The following is a 14429-nucleotide window of genomic DNA, read 5'->3' on the forward strand; positions in this document are numbered from 1 at the left end:
CGTATGATCGTGCTGCGCGCCCTCCACGCTTATGGTGTGGCGGTTCCGAAAGATGCGATTTCCGATCGCCGAAAGCGGCGCGGATGACCGAGGAATTCGAGACGCTAACGGTGGCGGACTACGCCAAGCAGGCGGCACGAACCGATCAGCGCAGCGGGCGTAGCGCGCTTGGCTTTTCGATGTTGGGGCTCTTCGGGGAAGTCGGCAGCCTACTCAGCGAAGCGAAGAAGAAACAACGCGACGCCGCGTCCTATCTTGGCTACGCCGATGCGGTCGCCGAGGAGCTGGGAGACGTCCTCTGGTACCTCGGGGCCGTTGCGCGACGCGGCGGGATCGCCCTGGCTGACATTGCCGCCGCGGCGGCCAGTGAAGATGGCCGGACCGTTACTGGCGGCGGCGCCTTGACCTTCCATGCACTGCAGCCAGTCCACATCCCGATCGGCAAGGCGCCGATGCCGCAGTTCGAGCACACCTTGCTCGCCCTGGCCGGCGCGGTCGGCACGCTGGTCGACGATTTCCAATCCGGCGTGCTGGGTAAGGATCGCTCCGCTTTGTCCCATCGCCTCGTGGCGGTGATGCGGTTGCTCGTCCGCGCCGCCGACGAGTCAGGGGTGACGATCGAAGCGGCGGCGGTGAAGAATCTCCACAAGATCTTCGACCGCTGGCCGCGCGAGCGCGTTTATCCCGCGCCCTTCGACTCCACCATGGACCTCGAGGAGCAACTGCCGCGCAAGATGACGATCGACGTTTACGAACGAACGGTCCGCGGCCAAGTCTTCGTGTATCAGCGCTCGGGTGGCGTCTTCGTCGGCGACCGTTTGACCGACAATGCCGCTGAGCCGGACGACTATCGTTTCCACGACGTCTTTCACTATGCCTATATCGCGGTTCTCGGCTGGTCCCCGGTCATCCGCTCGCTGCTGCGATTGAAGCGCAAAAGCGTGCCGAAGATCGACGAGGTCGATGACGGTGCGCGCGCCGTCCTGACCGAGGAAGGCGTCACCACCTGGATCTTCGGTCAGGCGCAGCAGCTCGCATTCTTCGAGAAGGTCAAGCGCGGCGGACTTCCGCTCGACATGCTCAAGCAGGTTCGCCAGATGGTCGCCGGCTACGAATCCGAGCGTTGCCCGCTATGGTTGTGGGAAGACGCGATCCTCCAGGGCTACGCGGCGTTCCGTTTTCTCCAGCATCACCGGCGGGGTCGAGTGCAGATCGACTTCGCCAATCGTCGTTTGCGTATCAAGGAAATCCCGTCGTGACTCCCAAGCACTTTGTCAGCGCCCTGGCGGCTACCAAGCTTCCGTCGGTCTTCAACCCGTGGCGCGACCGATGCTCGGTGCATGACCGGCGCGATGCCGCTGGTCGGCGGCGCGACAATCTCGAACGCCTCTTGTCGGCCGCGCTTGATGCGCGGGTCGAAACAATTTGGATCGCGCGCGACCTCGGCTACCGCGGCGGGCGCCGCACGGGTGTGCCGCTGACCGACGAGATCCATCTGGATCGCGCCGCCGCGTTGATGGGTGGCATCGCGCTCGAACGGGCAACACAAGGCCCCGCGGTTGCCGAAAGGACGGCGGCGATCGTCTGGCGTGTGCTTGACGAGATTGCCCAGCCGGTGATGCTCTGGAACGTCTTCCCTTTCCATCCGCACGAGGCGGACGATCCGATGTCGAACCGGTGCCACACGCGCAGCGAGCGCGAAGCGACTTGGCCGCTCCTGCAGGCGCTCATCGAGATGCTCCAGCCGCGTCAGATCGTCGCGATCGGCCGCGATGCTCAACTCGCTCTGGGCGAGCTCGGCGTACCGACGACCGCGGTCCGTCATCCGAGCTATGGCGGGCAGCGCGAATTCACCGAAGGCATGTACGCGCTCTATGGAGTCGAGGAACACCGACCGGCGGCGCCGCGCCTGCCGTTCGATATGCCCTATGCGGCGAGCGACTGTGCGCTAGCCTGATCGCACTTGGCGAGCAGCGTCTTGAGCTCTTCGCGATCCCACTTGCTCATGTCGATCTCGGCATGAGTCGAAACGATCGTCAGGGGTCCGACGCCGACACCGCCTTCCTTGGCGATGAAGGCCAGCAGCCGGCCCAGGCCGATGATATTTCCAAGCAGTTTCTCGATATAGAAATGGTTGCGGTACATCGCCGTCATCGCGAGGCGGCGGGCATCGCCCTTGCCGACCAGCTTGAGGCTCGCGAAGCTCAGGCACTGGCCGCCATAGGGCGAATCGTTGACGTCGCGGGCGGGGTCGAACACGCTTAGCTCGAACTTGTTGAGCGCGCGCACATTCGGGTTGCGAAGGCGCTCGACCATGTCCCAGATTTGATTGATCGGTTCGCCGCCCACCTGCGGCAGCTGCATCATCCGCTCGAAATAATAGCCCGACCAGCCTTCCGAACGCCGGACCTTGGGCAGCACATTGTCGCGGAAACGGTCAAAAAAGGCCGGCGCACCGTAGCGCGTGTAGAGGCCCGCCGGGAAGATCGTGTTGGAGACCGTCTCGACCGGCTTCTTCTCGTGTTCTGACAGGAACGCGTCGACCCGTGCGACCATCGGATCAGCCAGGTTCGCGCGGGCTGTCGGGTCCGCCACGTCGATGATCACATTGTGCGCGTGATGGCCGGTCTGCGCGTCGACGAGGCGGACCGCAGCCAGCCAAGCCGAAGCGCAGTCAGGCTGCGAGGGGACTGCTAGATACATCGACTTCCTCCAAGAGGTTAGCGGCTGCGAAGAGGCGCCGGCCGAGGAATTGCGCGGTGAGCCAGGCGTGGCCTTCGACACCCCATGCCAAACCCCAGCTGTTGCGGATCAGGATCGCCGTCGCGCCGTTGACCGTGCCATGCCCGACCGCGATGACGGCGTGGCGCAAATCAGGGTCAGGAAGCTCGTCGTTCGCGGGCGTGACCACCCCCTCGCCATCAGGGCGGTAGAAGGATCGCGAAAGCATGGTCAGCAGCATCATCGGTCGTTGCTGGTCCAAGGTACCGACGATCGCCCCAAGATCGATGCCGGCTGCGGCTCCGTTCCGGCCGTAACGCGTCCCTAGAGGCGTCGGCGGCTTCCACAATTGCGGATCGGCCGGGTTGGTCGGCGCATAGGGCCAGCCTTGCTCGTCCGGCTGCCCGTCGAAGCGCAAGGCATCCAGCATCGCGGGGAGAACGGCACCTTGGAGAGGAGAACGACCTGCGCGTTGCTGCGCGCGATAGAAGGCATATTCGCAAGATAGCGGCGCCCAGCCTTCCCGAAGCCCGGCATGGGTATCGCTAGCGGCAAAGGCGAGGCAGGTCGGTCGTGCGCCCTGGTCACGCGCCGGGCCGAAATGGGGCCGCAGGTCGACGTGAACGTCGATCATCGTCACGCCTCCTCGAATCGGAGGCGACGCTCGGCGCGAGACAGCCCCTTTTGCTCGGGGCCGGTTACATCGAAATCTATGTCCAGTGAGGCATGCGCGGGCTCGGGCGCCCAAGGACGCCGCTCCGCGATCGTCACATGACCCCAGCGCGCATCGCCGACCGCAGCCGTGACACGGCGAACTACCGGGCCGCCGATGGCTTCATGATCGGCATTTTCGCGGCGATCCCGGAGGATGGCAAAGCCGCTGGCTTCGAGCTGGTCGAAGTCCCAGACATAGCCGCCACCGGCGTGTTCGTTGAGGCGAAGCACGAACGTGTCGTCGCGACTGCCGTCGATCCGTGTGCCGGCATCCTTCGCCGTCAGCAGCCAGACGTCGCCGTGGTAATTCTCGGGCTGATAGTCTTGAAGAAGATCGACCTTCAGCGGCTTCGGCGGTTTCGGCTTGGTGTCGAGAAGCGCGATCGGTGTCGAATCGTCGATCAGCGCGTAGCGCTGCAGCGTGCGGCAGGTCGCTTCGTAGCTGGCACCGAGACGCAGCGAGAGTTGATAGACCACGTTTTGTCGGCGGAAGTCGTTGACCTGCCAGCCTTGGCGTGCGGCGTGCGCGAGAATCAGCCATTTGGGCATCATGAACGCCACCGCGAACGCATCGGCCTCCGTTTCCTGGAACAGCCCGGTTGGTTCGGGAGAGGTCGGCATGCGCCGCAAGATGCTCTCGTCGTCGAGGCTCGGCAGGTGGCGCATTGTGTAATGGCCGAGTTCGTGCGCAGCCGTGAACCGCTGGATGCTCATTCGCCGCTCGGTCGTAATCAGCAAGCCGGGTACTGGCGACGGCAGATAAGCGCCGAGGAGACCCTTGAGTGGCCGGAGCATCAACGGCAGCCCGAGCTCGGAGATCGCGCCGAACACGTCGATATTGCCGCCGTGAGTCTCGACCAGCTCGCGCATGCCGAGCTCGCGATGTAGCCGACCGGCTGCCATCGTTCCTGCCCGAACCGCGCTGGCATAGTCGGTCGCCATGGCGGATCAGCTCCGATCGCCGCTGGCGCGCGAGCGCAGATATTCGGCGAAGCGGCTCAGCTCCGCCCGGTCGTCTTCGGGAAGGTCGGCGACGCGCCGCGCGAGATGCGCGACATCGGCGGGCAGATCGGCGGAGGCTTGGTCCTCGCCCGTGAAATAGCCGACCGATTGCCGATACAATCTCGCCAACCGCGTCAGCTCGATCGCCTCGACCCGCCGTTGACCATTCTCGATGTCGGTCAGCCCAGTACGGGGAATCTTGAGATGGGCGGCGACTTCTTCCTGCTTGAGCCCGAGATATTTGCGCGCCTCGCGCAACCGTTCGCCGAGCCGCCGCCGTTCGGTCTCGTCATCATCCTGGCGCGGGGGAAAGCTCATTTCTTGGGACCTTTCTTGCGCACCCAGGCGCGCTCGATCCGCGGGATCAGGTGCTCCATCGCCGCTACGATCGAATTGTAGCCACCGGTGCGCACAATGCTGTCGCGCAGCTCGAAGCCGACAACGGGTTCCAACGCACACAGCGTATCGACGACCGAAAGCGAATCCATCGGGATTGCCGCCTTCATTATCTTCGGCGCTTCCGGCGGTAGGGCGATCCCGCGCACCTGCGCTTCCGCCTTGGCGACGTGAAGCAACTCCGCGAGCAGCGTCGCCGCGACCTTGTCTTTGGGAAAATCCTCAACTGCCGGCTTGGGAGGGGCAATCGTCGCCATGTGCATCCTCGCACGATTTGACTACATAGACTCCATATAATGTCCGAAATCCAGACATGCAAGAGCTGCAGATGGCATATCCGGCTCGAGCCGTTCTTGTTTTAGCAAGGCCCAGAGGTTACATTGGGCAACGATCCGGACCTATGTCCGTTATTGGTTGGATGATGATGAACGTCGCGACCCAGGTGCTGTCGACCGTCAACGCCCCTTATGGGGCGGGTGTCGACGCGCATCAACTCGCCGCGATGATCGTCGATCCGAAGAGCGCGAGCGCGTTCGTCGCGCCCGTTTTCGCTTTCTTTTCTGAAGTTCCCCCCGCTACGCAGAAGCAGTTCATCACGGGCATGGGCGTGGATGCCGTGAAGGCGAGCCAAGTCGCGGACGAGCTTTCCAAGCTGTCGGGATACGCGCTGCCGCTGGCGGCCTGAGCCAATGCCCGAAGGACTGCCAAGCGAGTGGCCGGTCCTGTTTGATGTCGCCGCTCAGATTCTTGGTCATGCCGAAGCCACGATCGGCTATCCGCCAATCTGGAGTTTCGGCGGCGGTACGGCCCTGATGCTGCAGATCGATCACCGTGAAAGCCACGACATCGATCTGTTTCTCGACGACCCGCAGCTCCTGCCGTTCCTGAATCCCGAAACACAGGGGATCGATGTCGCACGCCGGCCGGACAGCTACAGCACCGACGGCACTTCCGTTCTCAAGCTCGCCTTTCAGGAGATTGGCGAGATCGACTTTATCTGCTGCGCTGACATTCTCGATCCTTCCTCGCAGCCAAGCGAAGTCCGCGGGCTGACGGTTCAACTTGAGACTCCTGCAGAGATCGTCGCCAAGAAGGTCTATTACCGCGGCTGGAATTTCCAGCCGCGCGACATGTTCGATCTCGCTGCAGTCGCCGAGCGCTGCGGCACGGATTATGCAGTGGACGCACTTGCCCAGGCGGGGCGCCCAGCATGCGAGAAAGCGCTCGCGGTCGTCGACAAGGCAACACCGGCATTTGTGCAATCGATCAACGCGCAACTGCTCGTGCGCGAGACAACCCGTCATCTGATCGGACACGCACAAGATATCAGCCGCAGTCTTCTCCGCCAGGCGCTAGAGCGCGCTATCTGAACCCAACGCGATCATGCCGTCGGCGATGCTCGAAGCTGGTCCCGCATGGCGACAGCGTCGATCACCGTCCGGGGACGCTGGCTTGCCGGTGGGCAGCATTGCGTCGCGAACGGACGTCGTGTCCGAAACTTGTATATGTTTTTCGGACAGTGAAGGCTTGTGTCGCCGCGGCTCCGGGACAAGGCCCGGCTCAGGACAAGGCGGAGACCTGGGACTACGGCATTGCGCGTTTTCACCGTTTCGGCACTTTCAACGACGCGCTGAAATCGGGGGGTATCCCCTGACGGTCGAAAATTATGCCTGGCTTGCAGGCAATGGCTGCCCCTTTGGGTCTGTCCGAAATATACCGCATATTTCGGACAAATATGCCGTCATCCGATCGGGCCGAGATCCTGCGGGAAAAGCGACGGCTGTGCAGACAATCGCAGGCTAGGCTTATCGAACCGAATATCGAAGCACCGCAGGCGCTCCGCAAGATGCCGCGCAATGTCGACCACGGCGGAACTGCGCCGATGGCGGTCCGTATCCGCCAATCCTTTGAGCAGTTCCGGTGCTGCGCCGGAAAGGGCCACCTCAAGATGGAGGGAGAGAGAATCTTCGCCGAGTCGTGCCATGAAAGAATGAGAACAAACATGGAACGATTCGTCAACCTCGATTCAAAACGCAAGCGCGCGGGAATGGCCGTGTCGCACGCAGCAAATGGGCGAACATCGGCGGTTTGCTTCGGCCTGATTCACAAACCGGGGAAATGACACGCACTGAGCTGCGTCTCGGTGCTTCGAGACCGTAATTTCCCAACGAGCCGATTGGATCGATTTTTGCGGGCATGAACCCGAATGGCCTCTCCGCCTTCGGGCGGAGCGCCCGTATGACCCCGACCAAGCTGCTCATCGGCCAGATTATCGTGGTGTTCGCGATCGTGATCGCCGGCCTATGGACGGCGACGCAGTGGGCGGCGGCGATGCTCGCCTATCAGCCGCAGCTCGGGCTCCCTTGGTTCACCCTGTTCCACACGCCGATCTATCGGCCCTGGGCGATTTTCCCGTGGTGGTATCACTACGACGCCTACGCGCCGCAGGTTTTCGACAAGGCGGGCATGATTGCCGGCGCCAGCGGTTTCGTCGGCTGTGCTGCCGCAATCTTCGGTTCACTGTGGCGCGCGCGCCAGCAGCGCCACGTCACGACCTACGGTTCGGCGCGCTGGGCCGAGGTCAGCGAGATGGAACGCGCCGGGCTGCTTGGCGATGCCGGCGCCTTTCTCGGTCGCCACCATGGCCGCTACCTGCGCCATGACGGCCCCGAGCATGTGATGGCGTTCGCGCCGACCCGCTCGGGCAAGGGCGTCGGTCTGGTCGTACCAACCCTGCTGAGCTGGACCGGCTCGGCGGTCATCCATGACATCAAGGGCGAGAATTGGCAGCTCACCGCCGGCTGGCGTTCGCGCTTTTCGCACGCCCTTCTTTTCAATCCGACCGATGCACGATCGGCGCATTACAACCCGCTGCTCGAAGTCCGCCGCGGCGAGAACGAGGTCCGCGACGTTCAGAACATCGCTGACATTCTGGTCGACCCCGAGGGGGCGCTAGAGCGTCGCAATCACTGGGAAAAAACCAGCCATTCGCTGCTGGTCGGCGCGATCCTCCACATCCTCTATGCCGAGGAAGAAAAGACTCTCGCACGCGTAGCGACCTTCCTGTCCGATCCGCAGCGTCCGTTCGTGGCCACGCTCAAGCGGATGATGACCACTAATCATCTCGGCACGACGGAGAATCCGCAGGTCCATCCCGTCGTGGCTTCGGCGGCCCGCGAGGTGCTGAACAAATCCGACAATGAACGCAGCGGTGTGCTCTCAACTGCGATGTCGTTTCTCGGTCTCTACCGCGATCCGACCGTCGCCGAGGTGACATCGCGCTGCGACTGGCGGATCGCCGATCTTGTCGAGGCGGCACAGCCCGTCTCGCTCTACCTCGTCATTCCGCCGTCCGATATCAGCCGCACCAAGCCGCTGGTCCGCCTGATCCTCAATCAGATCGGCCGCCGGCTGACCGAACGCCTCGATGGCGTCGGCGCAGCGAAACGTAACCACAAGCTGCTGATGATGCTGGACGAGTTCCCGGCGCTCGGCCGCCTCGATTTCTTCGAAACCAGCCTTGCCTTCATGGCCGGTTACGGCGTGCGTGCCTTCCTTATCGCTCAGAGCCTCAACCAGATCGAGAAGGCCTATGGCGAGCACAACAGTATCCTCGACAATTGCCATGTGCGCGTCGCGTTCGCGACCAACGACGAGCGAACGGCGCGGCGCATCTCCGACGCACTCGGCACCGCCACCGAACAGCGATCGATGCGCAACTATGCCGGCCACCGGCTCGCGCCCTGGCTCGCGCACGTCATGGTCAGCCGGCAGGAGACCGCGCGGCCGCTGCTGACGCCCGGTGAGGTGATGCAACTTCCGCCTTCCGACGAGCTGGTGCTCGTGTCCGGACTCGCCCCGATCCGCGCCCAGAAGCTGCGCTACTATGAGGACCGCAATTTCCGAGTGCGCGTTGCCGCGCCTCCCGAACTGACCGACGGCCGCTATGCTGATCGGCCGCAGGCTCGATCGAACGATTGGGGCAGTCTCGCCCGCCGGCCCGATGCCCGGCTCGCCCGAACCGAGGATGCTGCCGAGACCGAGGGCGAAGATGGTGGGCTCGAGCAGCAGCGCCATCCGGGCCTTGCCGAGGAAGCGCCCACGAAACCCGAGCAGCCGACGCAGCTCGACCTGCTTGCCGCCGACCAGGACGAGGGCGATCTCGCCGCCGACCAACGGGCGATGGACCGCGCCCGCGGCCTGAGCGCGGTCGCGCGCGGCTATGGCATCGACGAAGCCGGCGGGCGCGACCTGCTGCCGGGGCTCTGAGCGATGAAGTTCCGCCAGAACCTCTATATCGACCAGACGCTCAGCGATGCGCTGGACGACCTTGCGCGCAAGCCGGGGACGAACAAGTCGCAGATCGTCAGCGATGCGCTCGCTGCCTACCTCGCGCGCAAGGGCACCAAGGAGATCGACGACCTGTTGAAGGGCAGGCTCGATCGCATCTCCCGTGAGATCGGCCACGCCCGGCGTGACATCGAGGTGTTGCTCGAAAGCCTGTCGCTGTTCGTCCGCTATCAGCTCACCGTAACCGCGCCATTGCCGGAAGCAGACACCGCGGCACGCGCGGTCGGGCGCGAGCGGTTCGAGGCCTTCGTCAATCAGGTCGGCCGGCAGATCGGGTCGGGCAAGCGCTCGATCGGCGCTATCGAAGACGCGGAGGCGGGGCGATGAGCGAGACGCTTTCCGCTGATCGTCGCCGCGCGATGCTGCGTACTGCAATGGGGCCGACCATCGCTGCCGCACTCGCCGATCCGGCGGTCATCGAGATCATGGTCAATCCTGACGGCGCGCTCCGGCTCGACCGGCTTGGCGAAGGGCGAACCGATACCGGCACCCGCTACGATCCGGCCCAGGTCGAGCGGATCATCCGCCTGGTCGCAAGCCACGCCCGTACCGAAGTCCACGCCGCGTCTCCGATCGTGTCGGCCGAGCTGCCGCCGCACGGCGAGGGCGCAGGCGAGCGGTTCGAGGGTATCCTGCCGCCGGTCTGCCTCGCACCCTGCTTCTCGATCCGCAAACCCGCCGCGAAGATCTACACGCTGCTCGATTATGTGACCGACGGCATCATATCGGCCGACTCCGCGCGGCTGCTGTCGCGAGCCGTTGTCGATCGAAAGAACATCCTGGTTGCAGGCGGCACGTCGTCGGGCAAGACCACGCTTGCCAACGCGCTGCTCGCCGAGATGGCGCATCTCGATGAGCGCGTCATCCTGATCGAGGACACGCGCGAGCTGCAATGCGCGGCATCTGACGTCGTGGCGCTGCGCACCCGGCCCGGCATCGTCGGCATGGCCGACTTGGTCCGCTCGACGCTGCGGCTGCGCCCCGACCGCATCATCGTCGGCGAAGTCCGCGGGGCCGAAGCGCTCGACATGCTCAAGGCGTGGAACACCGGCCATCCCGGCGGCATCGCCACCGTACACGCAAACGGTGCGGTCTCCGCACTCTACCGGCTCGAACAGCTCGTGCAGGAAACGGTCGTCACCGTTCCGCGCCGGCTGATCGCCGAGGCCATCGACATGATCGTGTTCATCGCCGGTCGCGGCCTCGTCCGACGGGTCGAGACCATCGCACGCGTAGCCGGCGTCGATCCGGACGGCGGCTACGCCGTCGTTGACCTCACCCCCGATCCCACAATCCCCAAGCCAGGAGAATGACCATGCGCCTTGTTCACATGCCCGCCCTTTCCATTCCGGGGCGCCGCTCGACCTTCCTTGCCGGTGCGGTCCTCGGCCTCGGCGTCACCATCGCCAGCCACGCCCAAGCCGCCGGCACCGGCATGCCCTGGGAACAGCCACTCCAGCAGGTGCTGGATTCGGTGCAGGGTCCGGTCGCCAAGATTGTCGCGGTGATCATCATCATCACGACCGGCCTGACGCTTGCCTTCGGCGAGACCGCCGGCGGCTTTCGTCGCCTCATCCAGATCATCTTCGGCCTGTCGATCGCGTTCGCGGCATCGAGCTTCTTCCTGTCGTTCTTTAGCTTTGGCGGCGGAGCGCTGATCGGGTGAGCGCGCCTCTCGACAACGAGCATATTGCCGGCTTCGAGGTGCCCATTCACGCTAGCCTGGGCAGTGCCATCCTGCTGGGTGGCGCACCGCGTGGCCTTGCGATCGTCAATGGAACGCTGGCGGCCGCGATCGGCCTGGGCTTGCAGCAATGGATCGCGGGGATCGTCATCTGGGCAGTCGGGCACAGCATCGCGGTCTTCGCGACCCGTCGCGACCCCTCTTTCGCGCCCGTCCTGATCCGCCATCTGCGACAGAAGGGCTATCTCGCATGCTGAGCCTGGCCGAATATCGCCATCGCGCCGATCGCCTCGCCGACCATCTGCCCTGGGCGGCGCTGGTCGCGGAAGGTATCATCCTCAACAAGGACGGCAGCTTCCAGCGGACGCTCGCGTTCCGCGGGCCCGACCTTGAGAGCGCGACCGAAGCCGAACTCGTGTCGGCCTGTGCTCGTGCAAACAACGTGCTGAAGCGGTTCGGCACCGGCTGGGCACTTATTTTCGATGCCGAGCGGCGCGAAGCGCTCGGCTACCCGGCGAGCAACTTTCCCGACCCGGCTTCGTGGCTCGTCGACGAGGAGCGGCGTGGGCGCTTCGAGGCGGAAGGCGCGCATTTCGAGAGTCGCTACCATCTGACCCTCGTCTGGCTTCCCACCGCCGACGGTGCGGATGCCGCCGGGCGATCTCTTGTCGACCGGCCCGACGCAGCAGACGGCCGCGACTGGCGGGCTGCGCTGGCGAGTTTCATAACGGAGACCGATCGCGCGCTCGACCTGTTCGCCGCGTTCATGCCCGAGGTGCGGGCCCTCTCATCCGACGAGACGTTGACCTATCTTCACAGCACGATCTCTACATATCACCACTGGGTCGCGGTGCCCGAAACACCGATGTATCTCGACGCGCTGCTGGCGGATACGCCGCTGGTCGGCGGCCTCGAGCCGATGCTCGGCGATCGCCACCTGCGCACGCTGACGGTCATCGGCTTTCCGAATGTCAGTCGGCCCGGCATTCTCGACGCCCTCAACGAGGCTGACTTCGCCTATCGCTGGGCGACGCGCTTCATCGCGCTCGACAAGACCGACGCGACCAAGCTCCTTACCAAGCTGCGCCGCCAGTGGTTCAACAAGCGCAAGTCGGTCACCGCGCTGCTGCGCGAGGTCATGTATAACCAGCCGACGCAACTGCTCGACAGCGACGCCGACAACAAGGTGGCGGATGCCGACCTGGCGCTTCAGGCGCTTGGCGGCGATCATGTCGCGTTCGGCTATCTGACCACGGCCATCACCGTCAGTGACGAGGACCGCGCGGCCGTCGAAACCAAGATGCGGCAGGTCGAGCGGATCGTCGGCGGTCTCGGCTTCAACACCATCCGCGAAGGCGTCAATGCCGTCGAGGCGTGGCTGTCGTCGATCCCCGGCCATGTCTATGCCAATGTCCGCCAGCCGATCGTCCATACGCTGAACCTGGCCCATCTGATGCCGCTGTCGTCGGTCTGGGCAGGGCCGGCGGCCAACGATCACCTCGAGGGACCGCCGTTGCTGGTCGCCCAGACCAGCGGCTCGACGCCATTCCGGCTGTCCACGCACGTCGGCGACGTCGGCCACATGATGGTCGTCGGCCCGACCGGTGCGGGCAAGTCGGTGCTGCTGGCGCTGATTGCGCTGCAATTCCGCCGCTATAGCCAATCGCAGGTCTACATTTTCGACAAGGGTTTCTCGGCGCGGGCGGTCGTGCTGGCGATGGGCGGCGCGCACCACGCACTCGGCGCTTCGGACGGTGACACCCTGGCGTTCCAGCCGCTGCTCCGGATCGACGATCCCGCTGAGCGCAGCTGGGCGGCGGAATGGATCGCCGCACTGCTCGATGCCGAGCGCGTGGCCGTCACCCCGGAGGTCAAGGACGCGGTATGGTCCGCGCTCGGCAGCCTGGCAACCGCACCGCCGGCCGAGCGGACGATGACCGGGCTGGCGCTGCTGCTCCAGTCGAATGCGCTGCGCACCGCGATCCAGCCCTACACGCTTGACGGTCCGCATGGCCGGCTGCTCGATGCGAGCGAGAGCGGTCTGGCGTTCGCCGACGTCCAGTGCTTCGAGACCGAGGCGCTGCTTGGGGCCACGAGCGTCGTGGCACCGGTCCTGACCTATCTGTTCCACCGCCTGGAGGAACGGTTCGACGGCCGACCAACGCTGCTGATCCTCGACGAGGCCTGGATCTTCCTCGATCATCCGCTCTTCGCCGCGCGCATTCGCGAATGGCTGAAGACCCTGCGCAAGAAGAACGTCGCGGTCCTTTTCGCGACGCAGAGCCTGGCCGATATCGCCGGCAGCAGCATCGCGCCGGCCATCATCGAGAGCTGCCCGCAGCGCATCCTCCTGCCTAATGATCGCGCGCTCGAGCCGCAGGGCCGGGAAGCCTATGCGAGGTTCGGCCTCAACGACCGCCAGATCGAACTGATCAGCCGGGCGACGCCCAAGCGGCACTACTATCTCCAATCTGCTCGCGGAAACCGTCTGTTCGAGCTCGGGCTGGGGCCGATCGCGCTTGCGCTCTGCGGTGCGTCCGATCCCGCCAGCCAGAAACTGATCGACGCGATTCTGTCCGAGCACGGCCGAGTCGCATTCTCCGCCCGCTTCCTCGAGTCCGCTGGTCTTGCCTGGGCCACCGACCTGCTCGGCGACTTTCCAGGCACGCTGGCCTGAACCGCTCCCCAACCAACAGCCCTTTGGAGACAGATCATGACCAAGACATCCCCCTTCAGAAAACACCTCATTGCCGGCGCGCTCGGCTTGTCCGCCACCGGCGCGCTGATGATGAGCTTAGTGGTGCCGAGCCAGCCAGCGCGCGCGCAATGGACCGTGTTCGACCCGTCCAACTACAGCCAGAACATCCTGACCGCAGCCCGGACGCTGCAGCAGATCAACAATCAGATCCATATGCTGCAGAATCAGGCGCAGAGCCTGGTCAACCAGGCCCGTAACCTGACCACGATCGGCTTCCCGGAATTGCAGGCGCTCCAGCAAACGATCCGGCAGGTCGATGTGCTGATGGCGCAGGCACGGGGCATCCAGTTCCGCGTCGCCAATCTCGACCAGCAGTTCCAACGCATGTTCCCGACCAGCTTCAACCAGGCGCTCACCAACAACCAGCATGTGATCGACGCGCGAAGCCGGCTCGACACGTCGATGGCGGCGTACAAGCAGACCATGACCGTGCAGGCGCAAGTGGTCGAGAATATCGCGGCCGATCAGGCGACGCTCAACGGCATCGTCCAGCGCAGCCAGGGAGCTCAAGGCGCCCTGCAGGCCAGCCAGGCGACCAACCAGCTTCTCGCGCTCGTCGCCAAGCAGCAGTTCCAGATCCAGACGCTGATGGCGGCGCAATATCGCGCCGACGCAATCGAGCGCGCTAACCGGACGCAGAGCCAAACCGACGCCCGGAGCGCGACCACCAAGTTCCTCGGCTCCGGCAACGCCTACACCCCCCGGTAGGCGTCGCCGGCATGGGTGCCGGCTCCCGCCGGTGCCGCCGCGGGGCTCGGTCGCCCCTTGCTCCCCCGGTCGAGCCCCGCGGCATCTCTCGCATCA

The 14429-nt window shown here is 64.7% G+C and carries 17 protein-coding genes; 12 read left to right on the top strand and 5 right to left on the bottom strand.

Going from position 1 to position 14429, the window contains the following annotated elements:
* Positions 1-83 precede the first annotated feature (83 nt).
* Together ACLB0R_RS07105 and ACLB0R_RS07110 are read left to right on the top strand one after the other, a co-directional pair.
* The gene (locus ACLB0R_RS07105; protein ID WP_416642574.1) at positions 84-1259 is read left to right on the top strand and encodes a nucleoside triphosphate pyrophosphohydrolase family protein; all 1176 of its coding nucleotides are present in this window, start codon (positions 84-86) and stop codon (positions 1257-1259) included.
* Positions 1256-1957 carry a uracil-DNA glycosylase gene (locus ACLB0R_RS07110; protein WP_416642575.1) on the top strand — a complete coding sequence of 234 codons (702 nt, stop codon included), beginning with the start codon at positions 1256-1258 and terminating at the stop codon, positions 1955-1957. Before ACLB0R_RS07105 ends, ACLB0R_RS07110 begins: the two co-directional genes overlap by 4 nt.
* Here ACLB0R_RS07110 and ACLB0R_RS07115 read toward each other — a convergent pair.
* From ACLB0R_RS07115 to ACLB0R_RS07135, 5 genes are read right to left on the bottom strand one after another with little or no spacing between them, the layout of a single operon-like run.
* Positions 1927-2703, bottom strand: coding sequence for a hypothetical protein (locus ACLB0R_RS07115; protein ID WP_416642576.1), 777 nt, complete (start codon positions 2701-2703; stop codon positions 1927-1929). The genes ACLB0R_RS07110 and ACLB0R_RS07115 overlap by 31 nt on opposite strands.
* Positions 2675-3355 carry a C1 family peptidase gene (locus tag ACLB0R_RS07120; RefSeq protein ID WP_416643034.1) on the bottom strand — a complete coding sequence of 227 codons (681 nt, stop codon included), beginning with the start codon at positions 3353-3355 and terminating at the stop codon, positions 2675-2677. The genes ACLB0R_RS07115 and ACLB0R_RS07120 overlap by 29 nt, the downstream gene beginning before the upstream one ends.
* A gap of 2 nt (positions 3356-3357) precedes the next feature.
* The gene (locus tag ACLB0R_RS07125; RefSeq protein WP_416642577.1) at positions 3358-4377 is read right to left on the bottom strand and encodes an ImmA/IrrE family metallo-endopeptidase; all 1020 of its coding nucleotides are present in this window, start codon (positions 4375-4377) and stop codon (positions 3358-3360) included.
* Between the two features lie 6 nt (positions 4378-4383).
* Positions 4384-4755: a helix-turn-helix domain-containing protein gene (locus ACLB0R_RS07130; protein WP_416642578.1), complete on the bottom strand. Its 372-nt coding sequence runs from the start codon at positions 4753-4755 to the stop codon at positions 4384-4386.
* Positions 4752-5090, bottom strand: a complete 339-nt coding sequence (locus tag ACLB0R_RS07135; protein WP_416642579.1) for a hypothetical protein — start codon at positions 5088-5090, stop codon at positions 4752-4754. Before ACLB0R_RS07135 ends, ACLB0R_RS07130 begins: the two co-directional genes overlap by 4 nt.
* A 143-nt stretch (positions 5091-5233) precedes the next feature.
* Between ACLB0R_RS07135 and ACLB0R_RS07140 the strand changes: the two genes are divergently transcribed.
* From ACLB0R_RS07140 to trbJ, 10 genes are all read left to right on the top strand, one after another.
* The gene (locus ACLB0R_RS07140; RefSeq protein WP_416642580.1) at positions 5234-5518 is read left to right on the top strand and encodes a hypothetical protein; all 285 of its coding nucleotides are present in this window, start codon (positions 5234-5236) and stop codon (positions 5516-5518) included.
* 4 nt (positions 5519-5522) lie between these two features.
* Positions 5523-6203, top strand: a complete 681-nt coding sequence (locus tag ACLB0R_RS07145; RefSeq protein ID WP_416642581.1) for a nucleotidyl transferase AbiEii/AbiGii toxin family protein — start codon at positions 5523-5525, stop codon at positions 6201-6203.
* Positions 6204-6568: 365 nt separating this feature from the next.
* Positions 6569-6955 (top strand): hypothetical protein, encoded by a 387-nt coding sequence (locus ACLB0R_RS07150; protein ID WP_434953802.1) that lies wholly within the window; start codon positions 6569-6571, stop codon positions 6953-6955.
* A 116-nt stretch (positions 6956-7071) separates the two neighbouring features.
* On the top strand, positions 7072-9102 hold the full coding sequence (locus tag ACLB0R_RS07155) for a conjugal transfer protein TraG (protein ID WP_416642583.1): 2031 nt from the start codon (positions 7072-7074) through the stop codon (positions 9100-9102).
* Between the two features lie 3 nt (positions 9103-9105).
* On the top strand, positions 9106-9510 hold the full coding sequence (locus ACLB0R_RS07160; protein ID WP_416642584.1) for a CopG family transcriptional regulator: 405 nt from the start codon (positions 9106-9108) through the stop codon (positions 9508-9510).
* Complete coding sequence (gene trbB, locus ACLB0R_RS07165) at positions 9507-10496, top strand: P-type conjugative transfer ATPase TrbB (protein ID WP_416642585.1); 990 nt, start codon at positions 9507-9509, stop codon at positions 10494-10496. Before ACLB0R_RS07160 ends, trbB begins: the two co-directional genes overlap by 4 nt.
* Positions 10497-10513: 17 nt before the next feature.
* Entirely contained in the window at positions 10514-10849 is a 336-nt protein-coding gene (locus ACLB0R_RS07170; protein ID WP_416643035.1) for a TrbC/VirB2 family protein, read from the top strand.
* Positions 10846-11124 carry a conjugal transfer protein gene (locus ACLB0R_RS07175; protein WP_416642586.1) on the top strand — a complete coding sequence of 93 codons (279 nt, stop codon included), beginning with the start codon at positions 10846-10848 and terminating at the stop codon, positions 11122-11124. The genes ACLB0R_RS07170 and ACLB0R_RS07175 overlap by 4 nt, the downstream gene beginning before the upstream one ends.
* Positions 11118-13544, top strand: a complete 2427-nt coding sequence (gene trbE, locus ACLB0R_RS07180; protein ID WP_416642587.1) for a conjugal transfer protein TrbE — start codon at positions 11118-11120, stop codon at positions 13542-13544. The genes ACLB0R_RS07175 and trbE overlap by 7 nt, the downstream gene beginning before the upstream one ends.
* A gap of 36 nt (positions 13545-13580) precedes the next feature.
* Positions 13581-14333 (top strand): P-type conjugative transfer protein TrbJ, encoded by a 753-nt coding sequence (trbJ, locus tag ACLB0R_RS07185; protein WP_416642588.1) that lies wholly within the window; start codon positions 13581-13583, stop codon positions 14331-14333.
* The last annotated feature ends 96 nt before the right edge of the window (positions 14334-14429 follow it).

Source organism: Sphingomonas sp. GlSt437, from assembly GCF_048015635.2.
Classification (GTDB): Bacteria; Pseudomonadota; Alphaproteobacteria; order Sphingomonadales; family Sphingomonadaceae; genus Sphingomonas.

What these genes read in the sequence shown, in the direction of transcription:
- ACLB0R_RS07125 (WP_416642577.1), bottom strand. Translation starts at nt 4,377, where the DNA reads ATGGCGACCGACTATGCCAGCGCGGTTCGGGCAGGAACGATGGCAGCC.
- ACLB0R_RS07135 (WP_416642579.1), bottom strand. Translation starts at nt 5,090, where the DNA reads ATGGCGACGATTGCCCCTCCCAAGCCGGCAGTTGAGGATTTTCCCAAA.
- trbJ (WP_416642588.1), top strand. Translation starts at nt 13,581, where the DNA reads ATGACCAAGACATCCCCCTTCAGAAAACACCTCATTGCCGGCGCGCTC.
- ACLB0R_RS07150 (WP_434953802.1), top strand. Translation starts at nt 6,569, where the DNA reads ATGCCGTCATCCGATCGGGCCGAGATCCTGCGGGAAAAGCGACGGCTG.
- ACLB0R_RS07145 (WP_416642581.1), top strand. Translation starts at nt 5,523, where the DNA reads ATGCCCGAAGGACTGCCAAGCGAGTGGCCGGTCCTGTTTGATGTCGCC.
- trbB (WP_416642585.1), top strand. Translation starts at nt 9,507, where the DNA reads ATGAGCGAGACGCTTTCCGCTGATCGTCGCCGCGCGATGCTGCGTACT.
- ACLB0R_RS07120 (WP_416643034.1), bottom strand. Translation starts at nt 3,355, where the DNA reads ATGATCGACGTTCACGTCGACCTGCGGCCCCATTTCGGCCCGGCGCGT.
- ACLB0R_RS07105 (WP_416642574.1), top strand. Translation starts at nt 84, where the DNA reads ATGACCGAGGAATTCGAGACGCTAACGGTGGCGGACTACGCCAAGCAG.
- ACLB0R_RS07115 (WP_416642576.1), bottom strand. Translation starts at nt 2,703, where the DNA reads ATGTATCTAGCAGTCCCCTCGCAGCCTGACTGCGCTTCGGCTTGGCTG.
- ACLB0R_RS07155 (WP_416642583.1), top strand. Translation starts at nt 7,072, where the DNA reads ATGACCCCGACCAAGCTGCTCATCGGCCAGATTATCGTGGTGTTCGCG.
- trbE (WP_416642587.1), top strand. Translation starts at nt 11,118, where the DNA reads ATGCTGAGCCTGGCCGAATATCGCCATCGCGCCGATCGCCTCGCCGAC.
- ACLB0R_RS07170 (WP_416643035.1), top strand. Translation starts at nt 10,514, where the DNA reads ATGCCCGCCCTTTCCATTCCGGGGCGCCGCTCGACCTTCCTTGCCGGT.
- ACLB0R_RS07160 (WP_416642584.1), top strand. Translation starts at nt 9,106, where the DNA reads ATGAAGTTCCGCCAGAACCTCTATATCGACCAGACGCTCAGCGATGCG.
- ACLB0R_RS07130 (WP_416642578.1), bottom strand. Translation starts at nt 4,755, where the DNA reads ATGAGCTTTCCCCCGCGCCAGGATGATGACGAGACCGAACGGCGGCGG.
- ACLB0R_RS07140 (WP_416642580.1), top strand. Translation starts at nt 5,234, where the DNA reads ATGTCCGTTATTGGTTGGATGATGATGAACGTCGCGACCCAGGTGCTG.